Origin of the sequence: Aquimarina sp. MAR_2010_214 (assembly GCF_002846555.1) — a bacterium.
Classification (GTDB): domain Bacteria; phylum Bacteroidota; class Bacteroidia; order Flavobacteriales; family Flavobacteriaceae; genus Aquimarina.
The window spans coordinates 583028-602059 of the sequence record NZ_PJMS01000001.1 but is presented as its reverse complement, the minus strand read 5'-3'; the positions used below and the strand labels follow the sequence as shown (position 1 = coordinate 602059).

At 30.0% G+C, this 19032-nt stretch carries 23 protein-coding genes and 1 tRNA gene; 15 read left to right on the top strand and 9 right to left on the bottom strand.

All coding sequences use genetic code 11. From position 1 onward, the window contains the following. Nucleotides 1-54 precede the first annotated feature (54 nt). Nucleotides 55-210, bottom strand: a complete 156-nt coding sequence (locus ATE84_RS25985) for a hypothetical protein (RefSeq protein WP_158237156.1) — start codon at nucleotides 208-210, stop codon at nucleotides 55-57. Nucleotides 211-684: 474 nt separating this feature from the next. Here ATE84_RS25985 and ATE84_RS02710 point away from each other — a divergent pair, with 474 nt between their 5' ends. Further along, entirely contained in the window at nucleotides 685-1023 is a 339-nt protein-coding gene (locus ATE84_RS02710; protein ID WP_101445582.1) for a hypothetical protein, read from the top strand. Nucleotides 1024-1066: 43 nt separating this feature from the next. Here ATE84_RS02710 and ATE84_RS02705 read toward each other — a convergent pair whose 3' ends face one another. From ATE84_RS02705 to ATE84_RS02695, 4 genes are all read right to left on the bottom strand, one after another. After that, a complete protein-coding gene (locus ATE84_RS02705; RefSeq protein WP_101445581.1) occupies nucleotides 1067-1906 on the bottom strand; it encodes a PhzF family phenazine biosynthesis protein in 840 nt (279 codons plus the stop codon). A gap of 143 nt (nucleotides 1907-2049) precedes the next feature. After that, nucleotides 2050-2193, bottom strand: a complete 144-nt coding sequence (locus ATE84_RS25980; protein WP_158237155.1) for a hypothetical protein — start codon at nucleotides 2191-2193, stop codon at nucleotides 2050-2052. A gap of 37 nt (nucleotides 2194-2230) precedes the next feature. Beyond that, nucleotides 2231-2620, bottom strand: coding sequence for a RidA family protein (locus tag ATE84_RS02700; RefSeq protein WP_101445580.1), 390 nt, complete (start codon nucleotides 2618-2620; stop codon nucleotides 2231-2233). Nucleotides 2621-2631: 11 nt separating this feature from the next. Then, the gene (locus ATE84_RS02695) at nucleotides 2632-3225 is read right to left on the bottom strand and encodes a CGNR zinc finger domain-containing protein (RefSeq protein WP_101445578.1); all 594 of its coding nucleotides are present in this window, start codon (nucleotides 3223-3225) and stop codon (nucleotides 2632-2634) included. Nucleotides 3226-3314: 89 nt separating this feature from the next. On the opposite strand from ATE84_RS02695, the gene ATE84_RS02690 reads away from it, so the two are divergent. The 3 genes from ATE84_RS02690 to ATE84_RS02680 are packed head-to-tail and all read left to right on the top strand — an operon-like array spanning nucleotide 3315 to nucleotide 5433. Beyond that, nucleotides 3315-3635: an antibiotic biosynthesis monooxygenase gene (locus ATE84_RS02690; RefSeq protein ID WP_101450788.1), complete on the top strand. Its 321-nt coding sequence runs from the start codon at nucleotides 3315-3317 to the stop codon at nucleotides 3633-3635. A gap of 58 nt (nucleotides 3636-3693) precedes the next feature. Next, nucleotides 3694-4587, top strand: a complete 894-nt coding sequence (locus tag ATE84_RS02685; RefSeq protein ID WP_101445577.1) for a DMT family transporter — start codon at nucleotides 3694-3696, stop codon at nucleotides 4585-4587. A gap of 57 nt (nucleotides 4588-4644) precedes the next feature. Next, on the top strand, nucleotides 4645-5433 hold the full coding sequence (locus tag ATE84_RS02680) for an MOSC domain-containing protein (RefSeq protein WP_101445575.1): 789 nt from the start codon (nucleotides 4645-4647) through the stop codon (nucleotides 5431-5433). A gap of 5 nt (nucleotides 5434-5438) precedes the next feature. Here ATE84_RS02680 and ATE84_RS02675 read toward each other — a convergent pair whose 3' ends face one another. The 3 genes from ATE84_RS02675 to ATE84_RS02665 form a co-directional block, all read right to left on the bottom strand. Continuing rightward, on the bottom strand, nucleotides 5439-7124 hold the full coding sequence (locus ATE84_RS02675) for an AraC family transcriptional regulator (RefSeq protein WP_101445574.1): 1686 nt from the start codon (nucleotides 7122-7124) through the stop codon (nucleotides 5439-5441). 177 nt (nucleotides 7125-7301) lie between these two features. After that, nucleotides 7302-8390, bottom strand: coding sequence for a S8 family serine peptidase (locus ATE84_RS02670; protein WP_101445573.1), 1089 nt, complete (start codon nucleotides 8388-8390; stop codon nucleotides 7302-7304). Nucleotides 8391-8526: 136 nt separating this feature from the next. Beyond that, nucleotides 8527-10218, bottom strand: coding sequence for an AraC family transcriptional regulator (locus ATE84_RS02665; RefSeq protein WP_101445571.1), 1692 nt, complete (start codon nucleotides 10216-10218; stop codon nucleotides 8527-8529). A gap of 212 nt (nucleotides 10219-10430) precedes the next feature. Between ATE84_RS02665 and ATE84_RS02660 the strand changes: the two genes are divergently transcribed. The 11 genes from ATE84_RS02660 to ATE84_RS02605 all read left to right on the top strand — a co-directional run bounded on the left by ATE84_RS02660 (nucleotide 10431) and on the right by ATE84_RS02605 (nucleotide 17951). Beyond that, nucleotides 10431-10697, top strand: coding sequence for a hypothetical protein (locus tag ATE84_RS02660; protein WP_101445570.1), 267 nt, complete (start codon nucleotides 10431-10433; stop codon nucleotides 10695-10697). Between the two features lie 10 nt (nucleotides 10698-10707). Next, nucleotides 10708-10926 carry a hypothetical protein gene (locus ATE84_RS02655; RefSeq protein ID WP_101445569.1) on the top strand — a complete coding sequence of 73 codons (219 nt, stop codon included), beginning with the start codon at nucleotides 10708-10710 and terminating at the stop codon, nucleotides 10924-10926. Nucleotides 10927-11010: 84 nt separating this feature from the next. After that, nucleotides 11011-11490 carry a hypothetical protein gene (locus ATE84_RS02650; protein ID WP_101445567.1) on the top strand — a complete coding sequence of 160 codons (480 nt, stop codon included), beginning with the start codon at nucleotides 11011-11013 and terminating at the stop codon, nucleotides 11488-11490. Between the two features lie 289 nt (nucleotides 11491-11779). Next, entirely contained in the window at nucleotides 11780-12052 is a 273-nt protein-coding gene (locus tag ATE84_RS02640; protein WP_101445565.1) for a DNA-binding protein, read from the top strand. Between the two features lie 350 nt (nucleotides 12053-12402). Beyond that, on the top strand, nucleotides 12403-13533 hold the full coding sequence (locus tag ATE84_RS02635) for a hypothetical protein (RefSeq protein ID WP_101445563.1): 1131 nt from the start codon (nucleotides 12403-12405) through the stop codon (nucleotides 13531-13533). A gap of 53 nt (nucleotides 13534-13586) precedes the next feature. Then, nucleotides 13587-14243, top strand: a complete 657-nt coding sequence (locus ATE84_RS02630) for a hypothetical protein (RefSeq protein WP_101445562.1) — start codon at nucleotides 13587-13589, stop codon at nucleotides 14241-14243. Between the two features lie 3 nt (nucleotides 14244-14246). Beyond that, a complete protein-coding gene (locus ATE84_RS02625; RefSeq protein WP_101445561.1) occupies nucleotides 14247-14960 on the top strand; it encodes a hypothetical protein in 714 nt (237 codons plus the stop codon). Between the two features lie 603 nt (nucleotides 14961-15563). Further along, a complete protein-coding gene (locus ATE84_RS02620) occupies nucleotides 15564-16643 on the top strand; it encodes a hypothetical protein (protein ID WP_143273550.1) in 1080 nt (359 codons plus the stop codon). 39 nt (nucleotides 16644-16682) lie between these two features. Next, nucleotides 16683-17207, top strand: coding sequence for a hypothetical protein (locus tag ATE84_RS02615; protein ID WP_101445557.1), 525 nt, complete (start codon nucleotides 16683-16685; stop codon nucleotides 17205-17207). Between the two features lie 19 nt (nucleotides 17208-17226). Beyond that, the gene (locus ATE84_RS02610) at nucleotides 17227-17412 is read left to right on the top strand and encodes a hypothetical protein (protein ID WP_101445556.1); all 186 of its coding nucleotides are present in this window, start codon (nucleotides 17227-17229) and stop codon (nucleotides 17410-17412) included. Nucleotides 17413-17519: 107 nt separating this feature from the next. Then, the gene (locus tag ATE84_RS02605; protein ID WP_101445555.1) at nucleotides 17520-17951 is read left to right on the top strand and encodes a hypothetical protein; all 432 of its coding nucleotides are present in this window, start codon (nucleotides 17520-17522) and stop codon (nucleotides 17949-17951) included. An 876-nt stretch (nucleotides 17952-18827) separates the two neighbouring features. Here the strand turns inward: ATE84_RS02605 and ATE84_RS02595 are convergent. Then, nucleotides 18828-18901, bottom strand: a tRNA-Ile gene (locus tag ATE84_RS02595). Nucleotides 18902-19032: the final 131 nt, after the last annotated feature.

The window sequence follows — 19032 nt, the reverse complement described above, 5'->3', positions numbered from 1 at the left end:
TTGTAATGTTTTATTGTAATAAACAAAGGGATATAGAAAGAAGTAGAATGGCAATTACACCAATTCTACTTCGTTAAATTTAAAAAGTGAAACTCTGTTACTTTCGATCTTTAAGAGCACTCCTCCTAAATCACTTAAAGTAGAGCAGGATTCGAAATCCAATACTTTACCAAAATACTGGCTTTTTGCATCAATTACTTTATACCGCATAATTCTAGATTTGATTTATTTCCCAATTTTTCGTTATAGTAGTTCTTTCCCCAAAAAACATACTATATCGTATCAAATTCGAAAGTAAATTTAATAGACACACTTGGTTTTTTAAAATAAACTTATTAAGTTTTATTAACAACAGATATTGATTTTTGATGTTAAATATCTACAAATCAAACAATTAGATTTGATTTGATTTTCGCTATATTCTCGTTTTTTTGAATGATAAATTGAAAAATAGAGGGATAAAAGTGAAATATAAGTATTGGAATTATTCCAAATTTTGTATTTTTGTATTGGAATTATTCCATATTAAGTATAAGTCATTAATTAAAAATTTAAGATTTACTTAAGCTTTTTTGGGTTAATTTTTTAAAGTCATGGCATACGTTTTGCAAAAACAGAGATAAGACCGAATCGTATACTTATGAAAATATGAATACTTAACCTAATGTAAATTATTCTTATGTTATGAGTGGTATTAACTACGAAATACAAAATCGAAAATTACAATCGTATAAGCATACTTTTGATTATGACTTCTGTAAAAGAAAGTATGATGAGTATGCTCATATGACATTAGATGAATTTAGAGAATGTTTAAAAGATGCTCAGAAACTGGGTGAGATAGGTCATCTCTGTTGTTTTATTCTATGGGTAAAAAACAAGGCTAAGTATGAATACAGGGATAGCTTAGGTGACTATGGATTGATTCACCTCCTGTTTCATTGTTTGGAAAATCAACATCACGCAGAGGTGCATGCTGAATATATTCATATGTTATTTAAGGAGGATATTAAATTGGTTTAATGCTCCATTCTACAAATCTTTTGGCTTATAATGAGTTTTGTTTTTAGATATTTCGAGCGTTACCTGATATTTTTACACTGGCCCCGATTACAGGAGTATATTCTACTATTAATCGTGATGGAGATTGCATATCCTCACCTTGGATAATTTCAAATTTGTTATTTCCTTTCCAGTTTATATCACGCAAATAGCCAGCTAAAGCTGCTGCGGCCGCTCCCGTAGCAGGATCTTCATATACTCCTCCAGAGGCAAATGCATTTCTAGAATGAAATACGTTATCGGCACCTAACCATAGTAAACTTATGGTAACCAGGCCTTCTTTAAGCATAAGAGCTTTGGTTTTTTCAAATTCATAATTCATGTCGGCTAACGTTTTTCGATCGTTTACTACAAGAATAAGGTGTTTGGCTCCTGCAAAAGCATATCGAATCGGAAAATCTTTATGAAGCGCTGAAGCTGGAAGATTGAATAAATCAAGAACATCATCTATTACATTTTGTGGAGCAGGTTTTGACCAGGTTTCGGGAGATTGTAGTGTTATTTCAAAATCGTTTTCTGAAGTTTTTTTAACAGCAACGCTAATTTCTCCATTATTTAAAAACAGCTTATATGTGCCTTCTCCATGGCTTTGCCCTAAACCTGCTCCAGTAGCAATAGTAGCATGACCACAAAAATCGACTTCTATTTCTGGTGAAAAATATCGAATACGCCACCCGTCAGCTTTAGGATGCAAAAAAGCAGTTTCAGAGTATCCTACCTCTTTAGCAATGTTAAACATTTCTTCTTCTTTGGGCATTCTATCTGCTATTACAACACCTGCAGGGTTTCCTCCCTTGTTATTATGAGAGAACGCTGCAATTTTTTGAATTTTAGTTGTTTTCATAATTGTTTTTTGATTTTCATTTACATCCCTGTATCCGAATAGATGTATAGTTTAACAGTGCTTATATTGCTTCTGTATTATTTCTATTTTATAAACATTAAACATATTTATAAAATCAAATTAATAAATATGTTTTCATATAATTATTTAATTCTTGAAGCATCTTCGGCTCCAGGAATATTAAATTTTTTTAACCAATCAGAAATAGATTGAATAAAAACTTTGGTAGCACTTTTTTCTCTTACTACTGAACAATCATTTGGTAAACATTCTACATTACAATTCATAATTATGGGTATTTAGAGGTTAATACTAATTTTTAATTTAATCGGTTATAGCTGTAAATTCTATTTCTACCAGCATATCAGGATTAATTAATTTGGCTATTTCTACCATTGCGGTAGCGGGTTTTATGGTACTAAAATATTCTCCATGTGCTTTTCCTATCGCTTCCCATTGGGATATATCTGTAGTATATATTCTTGTCCGGATCACATTGTCTAAACTGTATCCCATATCTTCCAAAACATGTTTAGCGGTTTCTATTATTGTCTTGGTCTGAAGATAAGGATCATCTATACCAATAATATTACCATCTTTACCAGTAGCAGTAGTACCAGCAATCTCGATGATATTCCCTACTTTTACAGCTCTGGAATATCCTACAATATCTTCCCAGGGGCTACCAGACGAAATGTTTTTTCTGTTTTTCATTTTATATAGTTTTATACTTTGTTTTTTTTGCTTTCGTAATATTTTCTGGCTTTTACCTCATTGCCACAAGTATCCATATTACACCATTTTCTACATTTGTTTTTACTCGAATCGAAGTAAATCCATCCGCAATTACCACATTCTTTTACTCGATCTATTTCTTCAGACATCAATAGTTCATGTGCCGCTTTTCCAATTTTTAAAATATAACTATTTAGATCATTTGGATCTATCTCTAAATGTTCTTGAGGTTTATTATCAACTACAAAAATCTTAGTAGATCTTCTGATTTTTTGTAGCAGTGTATCAAAACATTTAAGATCTTTTTCTTTAATCTCTCTTTGAAAAACAAGCCCTTGAAATACACGGTGCAAAAATTCTCTTTTCCTTATAACTTCTTTTAGATTAAAACTAGCTTCATCAAAGTTTGAGGTTTCATTTTCTAAAATATCAACGCGTTTTAACCAGGCAATCCATTCCTCTTTTCCGGTAAGGTAATCTATGGGGTCTGCAACTAGCCTGTCTTTAATCGTATTGATAAAATTGAGGGATAGATTTCCTCCGTCTAAAAGACTATTTTGTATATGTTCTACATTATTCATCATGCAAAGTAAAATAATTATAACCAGTAAAACAAGTTTTGGTAGTAAAAATATTATTCTATATTTGCACTAGTGTAATTAATTTTAGTGGTATGAATTATAAATCAAGTGTAATTACAAGAAAATGGCATGGTAGAATTAATGCCATAGATGCTCAAGAATATCTACAGTACTTAATAGAAAGTGGTATTGCGGATTATAAATCTGTTGATGGAATACTAAGTGTAGAAATTCTAAGAAGATTTGAAGATGATATTTGCCATGTATGGACAGTGACCAAATGGAAGGATTATGAGAGTATCAAAACTTTTGCTGGAAAGGATTATACTAAAGCAAAATATTATGCTAGAGATACGGATTTTCTTCTTGAGTTTGAAGAAGAGGTACAGCATTTCGAAACCTTTGTTTTTTAAAACATAGGCTAATTTCTATTCAATAATTTCATTATGAACCATTACTAGTATATCTGCAATGAATAAAATAATTACGTTTCTGTTTTTAATACTAACCATGCTTTTTTGGGCAGCTAATTTTCATGTGGTAAAAATAACGTTAGAGTTTTACTCTCCTGTAAGTGTTGCTGCTTTGCGATTTTTCTTTGGGGTTGTCTCGTTATTCCTTCTTGTGTATTTGAGATTTGGCAATCAATTATTCAAATTCAGGTTTTCGGCAAAAGAATGGTGGTATATGTTTCTTACCTCCTTTTTCGGAATCTTTTTAACCATATACTTTTTTAACCTGGGTCTAAAAACAACCAGTGCAGTAAATGGATCTCTTATTATTGCAACTAGTCCAGCAATTACTGCTGTTTTTACTTTTTTGTTTCAAAGAAAGAAAGTGAAATTAGTACAATGGATTGCTATTGCGATTAGCTTTTTTGGAGTAGCAATTATTTTGGTAAAAGGAGATTTTAGTAAGTTGGCAGAATTACAGTTCGAAATTGGAGATATGTATATTATGAGTATGGCTATTGTATTCTCACTTTCTCAAGTCATTGTCAGTAAATACCTTCCTCATGTAGATGTTGTTGTGATGACCACAATTACTTCGCTAATGGCCTTTGTTTTGTTTGCAGTTTTTTCATTACCAGAATTTATAACAACCGATGTGCCTACAGATTTATCTTTTTGGAGTAGCATCTTATTTATGGGAGTGCTAGGAACCGGAATCGCATATACTGCATTTTATTTCTGTGTCGTTAAATTAGGAGCAACAACCTCGACACTGTTTATGAATCTTATTCCATTTTTTGCGGTGCTACTTGCGTTTCCTTTCGGGGAAACATTATATGCTGTGCAGCTCGCAGGAGGAGGTATTATAATTATTGGTCTGTTACTATTTGGGTTTACTAAAAAGAAAAAATGAACTTTACAAAATCTTATGGTTTCTAGACTATAGATAACGAATACTAAAAGTAAAAAGATGCTAAAAATCTCAAAACTATACGTGTACCCGGTTAAATCACTGGGTAGAATTGAATTACAAAGTGCTACTTTATCCGAAACAGGTTTTGAGTATGATCGGCATTGGATGCTGACCAATAAAAACGGAAAACATATTACCCAGCGAGAAGAGCCTAAATTAGCATTGTTTCAGGTGGCATTATCACAGGATTCATTATTGGTGACTTACAAAGAAAGTAGGATTAAAATTCGATTAGAGAATCCAACCTTAAAAGAACCTATTTTGGTTTCTGTTTTTAAAGAAAAAGTAGAGGCCATAAAAGAAGAACAGGTAGTGAATGATTGGTTTTCGGGTTGTTTAGGAAAAGAAATGTACCTGGTTAGACAATCAAGTGCGGCGAAAAGATGGGTTAAACAAAATAATGATGCACGAATTCTTTTTCAGGATGGTGCTCAGTATTTGGTTGTAGGAGACAGTTCTTTGGATGATCTAAATAGTAGGTTATCCTCTCCTGTTAAAATGAACAGATTTAGACCCAATATTGTCTTTACAGGAGGAAGCTCGTTTATTGAAGATCAATGGAAGAAGATTAGAATTAGCAATTCTACTTTCGAAATCACCAAATCATGTGCACGGTGTACGGTAACGACGGTAAATCAGGAAACGGGAGAAAAAGGTGAAGAACCTTTAAAAACCTTATCACAATATCGATTATCAGAGCGAAAAATCTGGTTTGGAAGATATCTTAAGCTTGTTGATAGTAAAGATTTTACTATCACCGTGGGAGATAAAATTAGTGTAATGTGATTTTCTTATATCGACTGCTGTTTCTCTAGTTCCTTTATAAAATATGAAGGATAGATTCCGGTTTTTTTATAGAATGCCTTAGAAAAGGCTTCGGCATTATTAAAACCAATTTCTTGTGCGATAGCTTTTACGGTGTATTTTCTAAAGATAGAATCTTCGCGTAGTTTATCAATCACAAAATTGATACGCAGATCATTAATATAACTACTAAAACTTTTTTCTTTAAAGGTATTCACTACTTTAGAGAGATAACTAGAATTAGATCCAAAACTCTTTGCCAGGTCTTTGGCGTTAAGATTTGATTGTAAATACCCATGTTTTTCTTCGAATTTTTGTAGTTGATCCAGTAGATGATTTAGGGTTTTTTTATTAATTGATGAGCCCTTTTTTTTGCTTTGATCTGCAGTTGTATCGAGTAGTTTTAAAAAGCGTTTTTTATACAAACGTTGTCGATAGTAATAATATCCAAAACCAAACATGCTTAGTGCTAATAGTATTGATATTAGGATATTTTGAGATGATATTTTGGTGTTTTCTTGTTTTAATGAAGCAATGAGTTTTTCTTTTTCTTTCAATAAAATTGGGGTATCATAATCTTTTATCAATTTTTCATTTATATCTCTAAAATTATGATTAAGTATACTATCATTATATAATAATCTATTGATATAATATAGTTGATTATTTTTATCATCTAAAGATTTATAATAGTCAATAATTTCTAGATAAGCTGATCGAGTCTCTGGGATTAAATAATTGGTTGTCTGAATCAAAGAATCTAATTTTTTAAAATAGGTAATCGCCAGTTTTTGTTTTGAAACAGCCAAATATGACTTTCCTAAAAAAAGATATCCGTTGATTAAATTATCATTTTCATAATATTTAAAATACTTGCTTTTTAATAACTCATCTAATCCTTGATCTATTGTATTAGTTGCATTTTTAAAATCTTTTTTATAATACTGGAAAATTCCTTTGTGTAATCTAAATAAACACTTTATATCTTTCTCTTGAGACATTTTGACACCTTGGGTATTTAGTAGTATAGCAGAATCTATTTCTTTATTTTGTCTATAAGTGGTTATTAACTCTGAGAGAGTAAATAAATAATTTAAAGTATCGTTTTTCTTTTTGCCGATCATGGATTTCTCATAAACCAAACATTTTTTAAAGATAGATTTTGCTTCCTCAAATTTTCCAAGTTTTCTTTTTAGTAAAGCAATATTATGCTGTAGAATATTTACAAAAAGGATATTGTTTGTCTTTTTTGCAAATGCCAAACCTTCTAGATAATGATCTAGAGCTTTTCCTGAAAGACCATTTTTCTCATAGATAACTCCCTTATTGACATAAAATACAACAGGATATTTTATGTGGCCTATATTTTTCGTGATTACAATTGCACTATCAAGATATTTAATCCGTTTTTCAAAGTCATTTCGATCAAGACTTGCTAAAAAATGAAAACCTTTTGCTATGTTTAGGACATCGCCAGTATTCTTTCCCTTTTGCAAATAGGCTTTGGCATGAGGTTCAGCTTTTTTAGGGTTGTTTTTAATGTAGTTATTGAACATATTCTCAAGTTCTTTAAAATCTAGCTCAACCAAAGAATCCGGCACTTTAAACGATTGCCCATATCCTATAAAGGAAATCAAAAACAACAAAACAATTTTATAACATCTTAGCTGCATAATCTGTGCCTTTTTGTGAATCAAAAGTAGTAGAATAATCCTATGCTTAGAGGCTTAATGACTCAAAATATACCAGATAGCACACGGGTTTTGTAAAAAGCAGGTTTGTTATAGTGTATTAAAAAAAGCCTTCATTGTATTATTAAGATTTCAAGTACTAGTTTATCAAACTTGATATCAATTCTTACTCTTAGATATCTGCTCAGCCAGTAATAAGGCATTATATGCATTTACAATCTTACCAGACTTTGAAAGCTCAGAGAAAGGAATCATTATTTTTGTCCCATCCTTTTGTTTTATTTCTACATCAATATTATATGAAATTCCCGATTTTATAAGTATGTTTTTAACTTCTTTAGCTGATAATTTAGGATAATAAGAAAATATTAATGAGGTTAGACCAGAAACTATCGCAGATGAAATAGAGGTGCCACTATCAATCTTGTATCGGTTATTTGGAAGTAATGTTTTGATCTTATTACCAGGTGCAAAAACATCTACTTCTATCTTACTATAATTAGAGAATGATGCGATCAGGTTTTCATTTACCGCATAGGATGTTGCTCCAACATGAATAAAATTTGAGGATACCTCTTTTCCATCACCAGTACTATCTGTTGGATACTCATTTGTGCCGTCTAGCTTTAGATGTCTATTTCCTGCTGAAGATACAATTAATACGTTATGTTGTTCCGCATATTTTAGAGCTTCATCTACCCAATGTTTCTGCAATGATAATTCTTTACCAATACTCATGTTGATTACTCTGGCACCATTATCTACTGCATATCGAATACCCAAAGCTAGATCTTTATCATATTCATTCCCAAAACCGGAGATGCATATAGGCATAATTTTTATAGTATTAGCAATACCGTCAATGCCAAGTTTATTATGTCGTTTGGCTCCAATAATACCAGACACAATGGTTCCATGAGTTGATATGTCTAAATTATTATTTATAACTCCATTACCATAATTCTTATCGGTAATATCATCAGCATTATCTCCGATAATAACCCTGTCATTATATGCTAAGTTTAGCATTTTGGTAATACGTTGATCTGCTATCAACTTATAATTGTTAATATATTGTTCTGTAAAATTGTATTTTATAAAATTAGACATTCTTAAGATATCATCTTGTAGTATAGTATTTTTAGGATACAATCTTTTTAAACTATCTAATGATGCTATTGTATAATCCTGGTTGGGAAAATAAGTTGATAAGGTTTTTCTTGCATTTGTGGAAATTTTAACCAGCATGGCTGCATATTCCTTATCTTCACTTGCATATTTTATTTCTTCGTTAAACTTCTGTTTTGCTTTCGTATATTAATTAAAATCAAACATATGTCTTAATTTATTAATTAAGACTTTTAAGTTATTGATAAACAATATTTTAATCAAAATCATTGTTTGGTTGTTTTTTCATACGTTTAATAAAATAAGAAGGATAAATCCCATTCTTTTTTTTAAATAACTTAGAAAAAGTTTCAGCACTTTTAAATCCTGATTCTTGTGCAATTGCACTTATCGTATATTTTCTAAATGAATGATCATTTTTTAATTTTTTTAATGCATACTCAATTCTTAAATCATTAATATAATTAGTAAAACTTTTATCATGATAATAATTTATAGTTTTGGACAAATAGGTAGAGTTGGTTTTAAATAGTATAGCAAGTGATGATAATGTTAATTTGTTATCAGTGAATTCTTGATTTTTTTCAAATAACTGCAATCTTTGAGAAATTTCATTAGAAATATTTTTGGGCACGTCTAATCTTTCTGTTTTTTCGGATAGTATTTTTTGAACCTCTAGGTTCTCATCTTCTTTTATTATAATTGCGTTAAATCTTTTTTTTAAACTATTTTGTCTACGATATAATCCGAATATAATAAATATTAGGATTATGCTTATAATAATGGAAATGTACTTTAAATTTACCTTGTCATTTTTAAGCTTCCCGATTAAGATTTCCTTCTGCTTAATCAATTTGGGAATATCATATTTGTTTTTCAAATTTTTAGAAACATAACTTTTATTTGAACTCAAAATACTATCCAATGAAATCAATCTTTTTAAATAGACCAATTGCGTATCAGGTTTGTTAATTCTATTATAATGACTAATAAGTATTTCATATGCTTCCCTAGTATCAGGTGGTAAATCTTGGGTTTCTATAAAAATTGAGTCTACTTGTTTGAGATATTGAAGAGATTGAACTTTCTCTTGCTGTCGATCATATATCTTGGCTAAATAAAAATACCCTTCAGCCATATTAGGTTTATCATTAATTTTTTCAAAATATTCTAAAGACTCTTTAATAGCTTTAGTAGAACTTTTTAATTTGAAATTGTGATAATGAATCACTCCTTCATTAAGTAAAAGATGATTTATAAGGGATTTATGATTCATTTTCAAAGCTTTTTCCATACCAAGGTCATTATAATATAATGCAGAATCTAATTTTCCTAAATTTTTATAGGTAAAGGCGATAGCTTGTATAGATGAGGTCATAAAAAGAGATTGTATTGATTCATCAAATTCTTTTTCTACCAATCTTATATTTTTTTGGTGAATTTGTATAGCTTCTTCAAAATAACCGATTTTATCCTTTAATATTCCTATGATATGATTACTGCCAAAATTGATCTCTTTACTTCGGTAACGTTCAGAATATTTATTAGCTATTAAATAATTATCAAGTGCAAGTTTTATCTTTTTTTGACCAAAAAAATATCGTTCTCCTTTTAACATATAACCATTAGCAGGGTAAATAGAATTTGGATTATTTTTGGTCAGTAGTATTATGGAATCGGCATAATTAATCCCTTTTTCCTCATTTGCATATAGATCTGACAGATTTGTATATCCATCTATAATTGAAAAAGTGTCTTTATTAATTTTTCCATTCTTGATGTAGGCCTTTATATATGATTCTTTAACTTTTTTATTTTTTATTTTTTTAAAACCTTCTATTAATTCGGAATTTGATTTTCCTAATAAAGAATCTCTCACCACTTGTGAATAGGATACACTTTCAATATTAATGCAAAGTAGTAGTAAAAATAATAATTTATAGTTCATTTTTTGAGAAAATAAATAGAATCAAAAATAAGGTAATCTGTTTTAATTATAAATTATATAGTGTATTATGATTATTAGCAATTCATTAGTTATTAAAACTATTAGAACTCGTAATTCTTTAATCAAGACTCTTAGTTCATAAATCACGACATACTTTTCTTGTTTTAACGTAATTCTCCCGACTATATTTGACTCAACGAAAAACAACCAACATGGAGTATATAGAATATAACAGCAAACATCAGTATATGTCTAATATCCTAAAAATGTTACACCTCAAAATGGATATTTTTATGTATAACCTGGCGCATCATAACTCATATGAGACGATACTGTATCGATGGATCCACAAACTTTATAGTAAAGGAATATCTATAGATGATGCCATACAATTGATTTATAAAGCCCGTAATATACTATTGCTTAATCCCAAAAATGGTTTGTGTAGTACCCCAGAACCTATCGATACCCCTTCTTAAACACCTGCTTATGTTTATGCATTATGACCAATTATGTACTGCGCAAAAAGATTTGGTACATCGCAAATTAATAGCAAGAACAAAAGCCCCCCAGGAGATCGTATGTAAGGTACTTACACATATTAACCCCGTATTAAAAATTATAGATAAGGATGTGCTTATGATGTACTATATGATGAGTAAGATAGAACAGAGAATACAAGAAGAATTACGAATGACGAATTATTGAAATGTAAAACCGAAAAATAATAAATGTAAAAGTGAGAAGCCGGGAGTCGAGGACAATAAAAAACAGTCAACAAAAAACAAAAAAATGAGAAACATCATTCAAGATCTATTAACACAAGAAGAAAGAGATCAAGCAGGACAATTAGTAGAACAACTAGAAGCCATGTTTACCGATAAACTAGCAGCTCTGACCGAAAAAGAACGAGGGAGCTACAAGGCCATTAATGAGACCAATAAGCTATTTGTAAATAAGGTTTGGGACTATCGCCAAAACAGTAGTACGCTTAGTTCTCCTGATGTAGACTGGGAAGAGTTTGAAAAAGATTATAAAGCTCGTGTATTTGCAGAAAACCTATTGGGTCGTTTAGAAAGCCTGGCCTATCGATTAGAAAGCACCAAAATTTTGCATGATTATGATAACTACCAGGACTCACTTAATGATTATGCCTATTCACAATATAGCAAAGGAGCTGGGAAACCTGGATTTACTGAAAAAGTAGCTGAACTTAAACAGTTTTTTTCTCGTACCAAGAGTACTCCGACAACCAATGAAACAGAAGAATAACCATGCTTACCCCCAAAAGACCTTCCTACGGGTCAAAAAGACAAAGGTTTTAACCAGTTGTGTGCAAATTTTAAGGTTGAGAGTCAAAATTTTAACCAAAGACAGGCAAATTTTAACCAAAGAGGCTGAAAATCCTATATCAATAGTTAAACACTTGGTCAAAAAGACGCATGACTTCGTCTTTACCATTAAACGGTTTGTCTCTGGTATTGAACAATTAACCCTGATGGTTAAAAATTCGATCCAAAGTATTAAAAATTGCAAAAAATAAAATAAAGGGAAACACATTATGAACATCATTATCAAACAGATTGAACTTATAGAGCGAGTTGATCAACTTATTCGCTTGCAAGCTACAGGATCGCCAGATGATCTTGCGTATCGTTTAGGGATCTCTAAAACCAAATTGTATCGTATCATTAATACTATGAAATCCTTAGGGGCCCCTGTAGAATATGATATTACCATACAAAGTTTTGTCTATGCAGAAGCTGTAGGGTTTACGTTTGGGTTTTATCGCCGTGAGAACAGGACTGTCAATGTGGACTCTTTTATGAAATGAATAACAGGAAGGGGATTGGTTGACTAGAATAAGTATGAAAGATGTGATTGGAAATGTTTAGTATTCCAAAATCATAAATAAAAAAGAAATACTATACAGAAACAGAAAAAATCAAGATGAGTTATAGATTTTTTAGAGAATTTAAAAATCAAATTGTATCAAACTCTATAACCAAGTTTTATGAATAATTTTTTAATCGCTAACACAAACTTATACTATAAAAAGATAGTCAAAAAAGATATCATAATGTCGATTTGTGTGACAAAGAGTATGTATAAAACATATGGAGGAAGCTGAAAATCCAATTAATAATAGAGTAAGCATACACAAATCAAATTAATTAAATTTTTATGAAAAATTCATTAAAGTACATTTCATTTCTTTTGATCACCTTTTTGATGATTGGGTGTCAAAAAGATGAGTTACCTATTGTTGAAGATGGTCTTAGTCAAAAGGCAAAATCTTGGTACGAAAAAAATCAGAGTAAAGAACTAGCTAATAATTTTTTCTTTTATGGCAAACCTGATTGGGAAAATTTTAACAAAATTGGGTCTGATATTTATTTTCCAATTATCTCCGAATTGGAAAACGATGAAGATCAAGTTTCCAAGGATTATGGAGAAAGTTGGAGATATATAAAGCCCTATTTAATACTTAGCCAAAATGGCGAAAATAATTTTATAGAATCATTAAAGGTTTTTGTTAGTGAGGCTCAGGAAAATTTGAAAGGTAATAATACATTTAATTTACCTTTTTTACATTATGATGCTAATAATAATCGAATTCTAGATTCTAAGCCAAATGAAGAAGAAACTTATGGAGAAAACTCTAAATTACCTAGTTTTTTAGAAATATCTCAAAAATCAAATTGTGAGACCTATTATGTTATCGAAACTACTTCTGTAAATGGTAATCCAGTTCATATAGACATTTTATATAGTTACCAAGTTTGCAGTGGTGGCGGTGGTTCTGGTGGTGGTTCTGGAGATGGAATTGGAGGAGGAGGAGGTGATGGTTCATTGCCAACAGCTGATGAAGAAAAAGCACCTGATTGTTCAAGTTTTCCTTATAAGAAAGTAGCAAATAATTGGAAAGCTACTGTCAGTAAAGGAGTTTATTTCAATGTTGTACTCATTGACCCTAATAATCAACAAAATCAGGGGGTTTACCATATTGATTTTGGAAACGAATTGTTTACTTTTGAAACTTATAATATTGATCGGTTTGATAATGAATTTGGAAATGCAAATGCATCAGAGGTAACGGCTGCTGCTATGCACAATGCAATGAAGGAAATAGCAGATTATTATAGGTATAAATATGGTACTTCTCAAATTGTTATTGAGCAGAGATTTAAGGAAGTATTAAAAAGAGAATTTAATTATATGACTGGCGGTGGTAAAATGAGAATTGGCAATCCTTTTGGGTTAACACCTACGCAATTTACACACGCTTGGTTTGGTTTTGGAAATTGTAATTAATTGAAATCAAAAGACCGATAAGTTTTAAATTTATCGGTCTTAAATATATAAAAATGAATTTATCAGAATTTATAGAATTTACAAACTCTGAACAGTATTACCTCAATGCAAATTTATCCTGTATACATATTGCATCAGAGACATCAAATATCCAAAATTTATATTTTGATTTTCTTTTGGATATGGATTTTGGTTTAGAAAAACCTGTAAAACAAAAATGGAGGTTAAGGGCTAATAATTGTGAATTTATTTATAATATGACAAGCAAATTTTTGCTGCCTTACATACAGATTAAGTTATATACAACACATCCTTTATTGTGGTCTTACAATAGCAAACAGATTGACTGCCAATTACAAGGATTTCCAAAAAATCAAGATTTGTTTTTAGGAGAGTTATATCAATCGTATATCAAGGTTTCCAAAAATTGGATACAAGCAAGTAAAGATTTTTCCGCGATAGAATATGCATATAAGAATAAAGGCTTAAAAAACCTTACGATCCCTTTTCAATTGAAAACAAGCATTGAAACAATCTGTAACAATCATCAAATAGAGTTTACAGTTATAAAAACTAAGGATTCATATCCAAAAGAAAATAAAAAAATGCAAGCATTGATATTTACGAATGATTATGTGTCACCAGATAATTTTAATATGGGACAACCTTATATCTTAGCAGAAAGTTTTACAATTGAAAATTTACAATAAGTTATGAGGAATATTTTAGGTTTTTTAATTCTTTTTTTAACAGAATTAATTTTTGGTCAAGACTTAGAAGGTAAATGGGCAATGATTATTGACGACCTTACATTTACTTCTATTGAATGTCCAGTCATTGAGATTAAAGATCAAAGATTAATTACTTATAGTTATGATAGTTTAGTAGGAGAAAGCAATCTAGAAATTGATTATAAAAACAAGCTATTTATACATAAAGATGCTGATAATTATATTGATTATCACTTTAGCTATGATCAAGAAAATCTTATTTTGACACATCATAGGTTATCTGGTATCGATGAAGATGGTAATAAATCAATTATTAATGATTTTAACTATGTAAAATTTGCAACAACTATTGTTAATTATCCGATAGATAGTGTTGTAAAAAAACAATATGATCATTTTTATGGAGCTTCCTTTATAAGACCAGAAGCCAAAATACGTTTTTATGGATTAATGTGTAATGATCAGGTACAACAAATACTAGGAAAAGAAAACTGCCCTCAATATAGATTAGAAAAAATAGATAAAACATACTTTATTGTATATTATTCTAGTGAAGAATATAAAAAATGGTTAGTTCCAATAAAAGAAATTAATGAAGATTATTTACTTATATATGGGATTGCAGGTAAAAAAGGATTTATAAAACTACACGAGATTAAAGAGATTAAAAAAACTAAAACCTTTATTCCTAATTAACTGTAGTTAAAAATAAATTTCAAAAATTTTATAAGGACACTTTTTTTCGCTACGGTAAGTACTTAAACTGCAAATTCATAAAATAAATACTATACATTTAAAATAAAAAACCCCCGATAAGTTCGGGGCAGGGGATTTTCTTAAAATCTGTGCTTTATGAATATTTTAAATCATTTGTCGTAATGATAATTATCACTGCAACTACTTTTTAAAAATAGGGACGAAACCCCTTATGTATATACGATAAATTTTATGTATTGGTTATTTAGAAATACTATACAGAAACAGAAAAAATCAAGATGAGTTATAGATTTTTTTAAAACCTTAAAAAAGAACACATGATGAAATCTAAAGATAAAAACCATAACCTAATTTTTTAGTAACAATTGTTGTACTAGAGACACTATTTAGTACTATTTTCTAAACACAATTAATGAGTAATGCTGAAAACAGAAAACGCTTTACAACATATGGAGGAAGCTGAAAATCCAATTAATAATAGAGTAAGCATACACAAATCAAATTAATTAAATTTTATGAAAAATTCATTAAAGTACATTTCATTTCTTTTGATAGCCTTTTTGATGATTGGGTGTCAAAAAGATGAGTTACCTATCGTTGAAGATGGTCTTAGTCAAAAGGCAAAATCTTGGTACGAAGAAAATCACAATCAAAAATTTAACGAAAAACCCTAGTTTTTATGGGGCTCCTGATTGGGAAAATTATTTTCAGGTTGAAGATGATATTTATTTTCCATTGATTTCTAAAATTAATATTACTTCTAAAAATCAGGTAAAGCTCAAAGATTTGCACAATACGATCCATTCAAAATCGTATTTAGTACTTAATCAAGTTAGCAAGAATAGTTTTAAAGAATCTTTGAAAGTTTTTCTTAGTTCTGATTATGATAATTTTGATTCTATAACTGAGATGCTCAAATTATCATATTTGAGGTATACATTATCAACCAACCATATTGATGGTTTTCAGGAAAACATAGCAACAGAAGAAGTAGCTTTTTTTCAATCTGAAGATAAAAAGATAAGTCGAGCTATTATTAATCAGACTAACTCTAATGAAATTGCAGCAAAAAGCAATTGCCAAACTTACTATGTGATTAAAACAACTTTTGTCGATAGTAAACCCGTTCATATAGATATACTTTATAGCTATCAAGTCTGTGGCAGTGGAGGCGGTTCTGGTGGAGGTGGTGGCGATGGAGGTCATGGTGACCATGATTCTTTACCTACAGATGATGACCCCAATTTTTCTTATCCTTTCCCTCATTGTAGTAGTTTTGAATATGCAAAAACCGGGCCTGTAAGAGGAGCTATCGTAAATAATGTTCATAATACCTTTGTAGCAGAAACATCGGATGGAGATGTTCGGATTATACGAGTTAATATTATAAAATTGTATCTAACAGCTTCATTAGGACATACAAATGGTCGTTCGGCAACAATGTCCGCTAGCGCCTTTTACAGAGCAGAAGAAAGAGCAAAAATCTGGTTCTATTCTAATAGTTCTGCAAGTAAAGAAATGCTTGGTGAAACCTGGTACGGATTTATACAGCAGGAAATGACATTAATCGGAGGCACTGCTTCTAGAAATAATCTTAACGGGTTTACACATAGTGGAGCGGAATTTAGATGGAATTTGATAGGTACTGGTAACTGTGATTAATCTATTATGAGAATTTCTTTTATTTGTATATTTACCCTTATGTTTTTAAATCAGGATTCTATAGATGTTAATGTAGTCGGTAAACATATCGACTTAATTATAAAAAGAATTTCAATCGAATTTGAGAGTTATAAAACCTTACCTAATAATCAGGGTAATCATTATACTATTAATGAAACTTCTAATTTTTTAAATTTACCCGTTAATACATATTTCATAATGACGGATAGTACCGACCATATCAAGGAACTCTCTTTTTCTATTCCGATTATAGAAAATAGTCTTCAACTTTTTCGTGAGATGAGCGAAGTGTATGGAGAACCGATAGGTATTTATTGTATGGATAGTTTTATTTGGGGAGAGGAATCAACTAATAATGGTATTTCAACTCAAGAGGGTCGAGGTCAATTCAACAAATGCTCTTTTGTTGATGATCCCTATTTAATACGATGGAAATATAACGACCTATATATTGAGTATGTAAAAAAAGAATACTCTCCAAAACTTAATAAAATTAGTATTTATGTGAGTTTTACGGGAGTTAATTTGCCTCGGGTTCGTTAGTTAATAAAGACAAACTATTATGTTGGCAGGCTTAAATTACTTGTTTGATATTTTAGGTTTTTTAATTCTTTTTTTAACAGAATTAATTTTTGGTCAGGACTTAGAAGGTAAATGGGCAATGATTATAGATGACCTTGCATTTACTTCTATTGAATGTCCAGTCATTGAGATTAAAGATCAATTACTTATAGTTATGATAGTTTAGTTGGAGAAAGCAATCTAGAAATTGATTATAAAAACAAGCCATTTATACATAAAGATGCTGATAACTATATTGATTATCACTTTAGCTATGATCAAGAAAATCTTATTTTGACACATCATAGATTATCCTGTATCGATGAAGATGGTAATAAATCAATTATTAATGATTTTAACCATGTGAAATTTACAACAACTGTTGTTAATTATCCGATAGATAGTGTTGTGAAAAAACAATATGATCATTTTTATGGAGCTTCTTTTATAAGACCAGAAGCCAGAATACGTTTTTATGGGTTAATGTGTAATGATCAGGTACAACAAATACTAGGAAAAGAAAACTGCCCTCGATATAGATTAGAAAAAATAGAATTAATTGGGGAATATATTAATGAGATACCTGAAGCTTTTCTAGAAGATGATACCTCATCTAGAGGTAATTGGTATAGAATTGATGGACATTTCAATTTTTTGGGAAAGTCATATGATAATTTGTCGATAATAACCAATAAAAAACCAGGCTACACAGAAAAAGTATACTAATCTAATAGCTTTTTACTTTTAAAGTGGTACGAAGCATTAAATAATTTTTTATGAAAACACAGGTTTCCAATCTTAGAATTTTAAAAGTTGTTACGACGTTATCTATAATCCTTTCTTGTGTTTTAATATACATTTTATTGATAGAGAGTGACTCCAATAATATTTTTATTTTATTTTTTTATGGTATTATATTATTACTAGTATTTGGATTAAGTACAGCCGGAGTAATAGTATGGTTTAAGATTAAAGAAAAATTTTCTAGTAAGGCTTTTAAATTATTTACATTAATTATTAATTTAAGTATTGTTTCAATTATTATTTTAAGTTTTATTCTTCAGTTTATAATATGTTGAGGTTTTAGATTATCCATTTCTTTGTATGCTAAGCCTTTGTAGCAGCAAAAGACAAACATATCTTTTAGTTGTAATACTAAGGAATGATTTTTCCCCTGATAAGCATTAATTCACTGATTAAAAAATGATTGTCCATATCTTTTGCTAGAACTAGATGGTTTCCTGCATCCCAATCTTTGAGTTTTACAAACAATCCAGTTGCAAATTCTTTTCTTCTGATAGATCAACCTTGTGAAGATAGGGCATGAACCCTTTTTGTTTTGTTTGTTTCGTTTAATTAAAAACAGAATTGATAGTTTTTCTTTCATAACCAATTGATTTAGATTTAACAATTGGCATACAACTCGGTCGAAAGTTGGTCTCTTCAAATTTTATTTGGACACCAAATAGGTCTCTTTTTTGTTTAAATAAGAAGATGAATTTAGATTCTAGATGGATAAAGTAGATTATAGCAAAATTATATAACCCTAGATATGGTACATAAAAAAAGCCCTACATCTCTGTAAGGCTTAATTTTACTAAGTGGTCCCACTTGGGCTCGAACCAAGGACCCCCTGATTATGAGTCAGGTGCTCTAACCAGCTGAGCTATGGGACCTAAAACGGAGGGCAAATTTAAGGATTTGATATAAACACGCCAACATTTTTTTCTATTATTTTAATTGTCTTTTATTTCTAAACGATATAAAAGCTTTGATTCCTCTTCAAAAAAGGAAAAAAGAACTATAA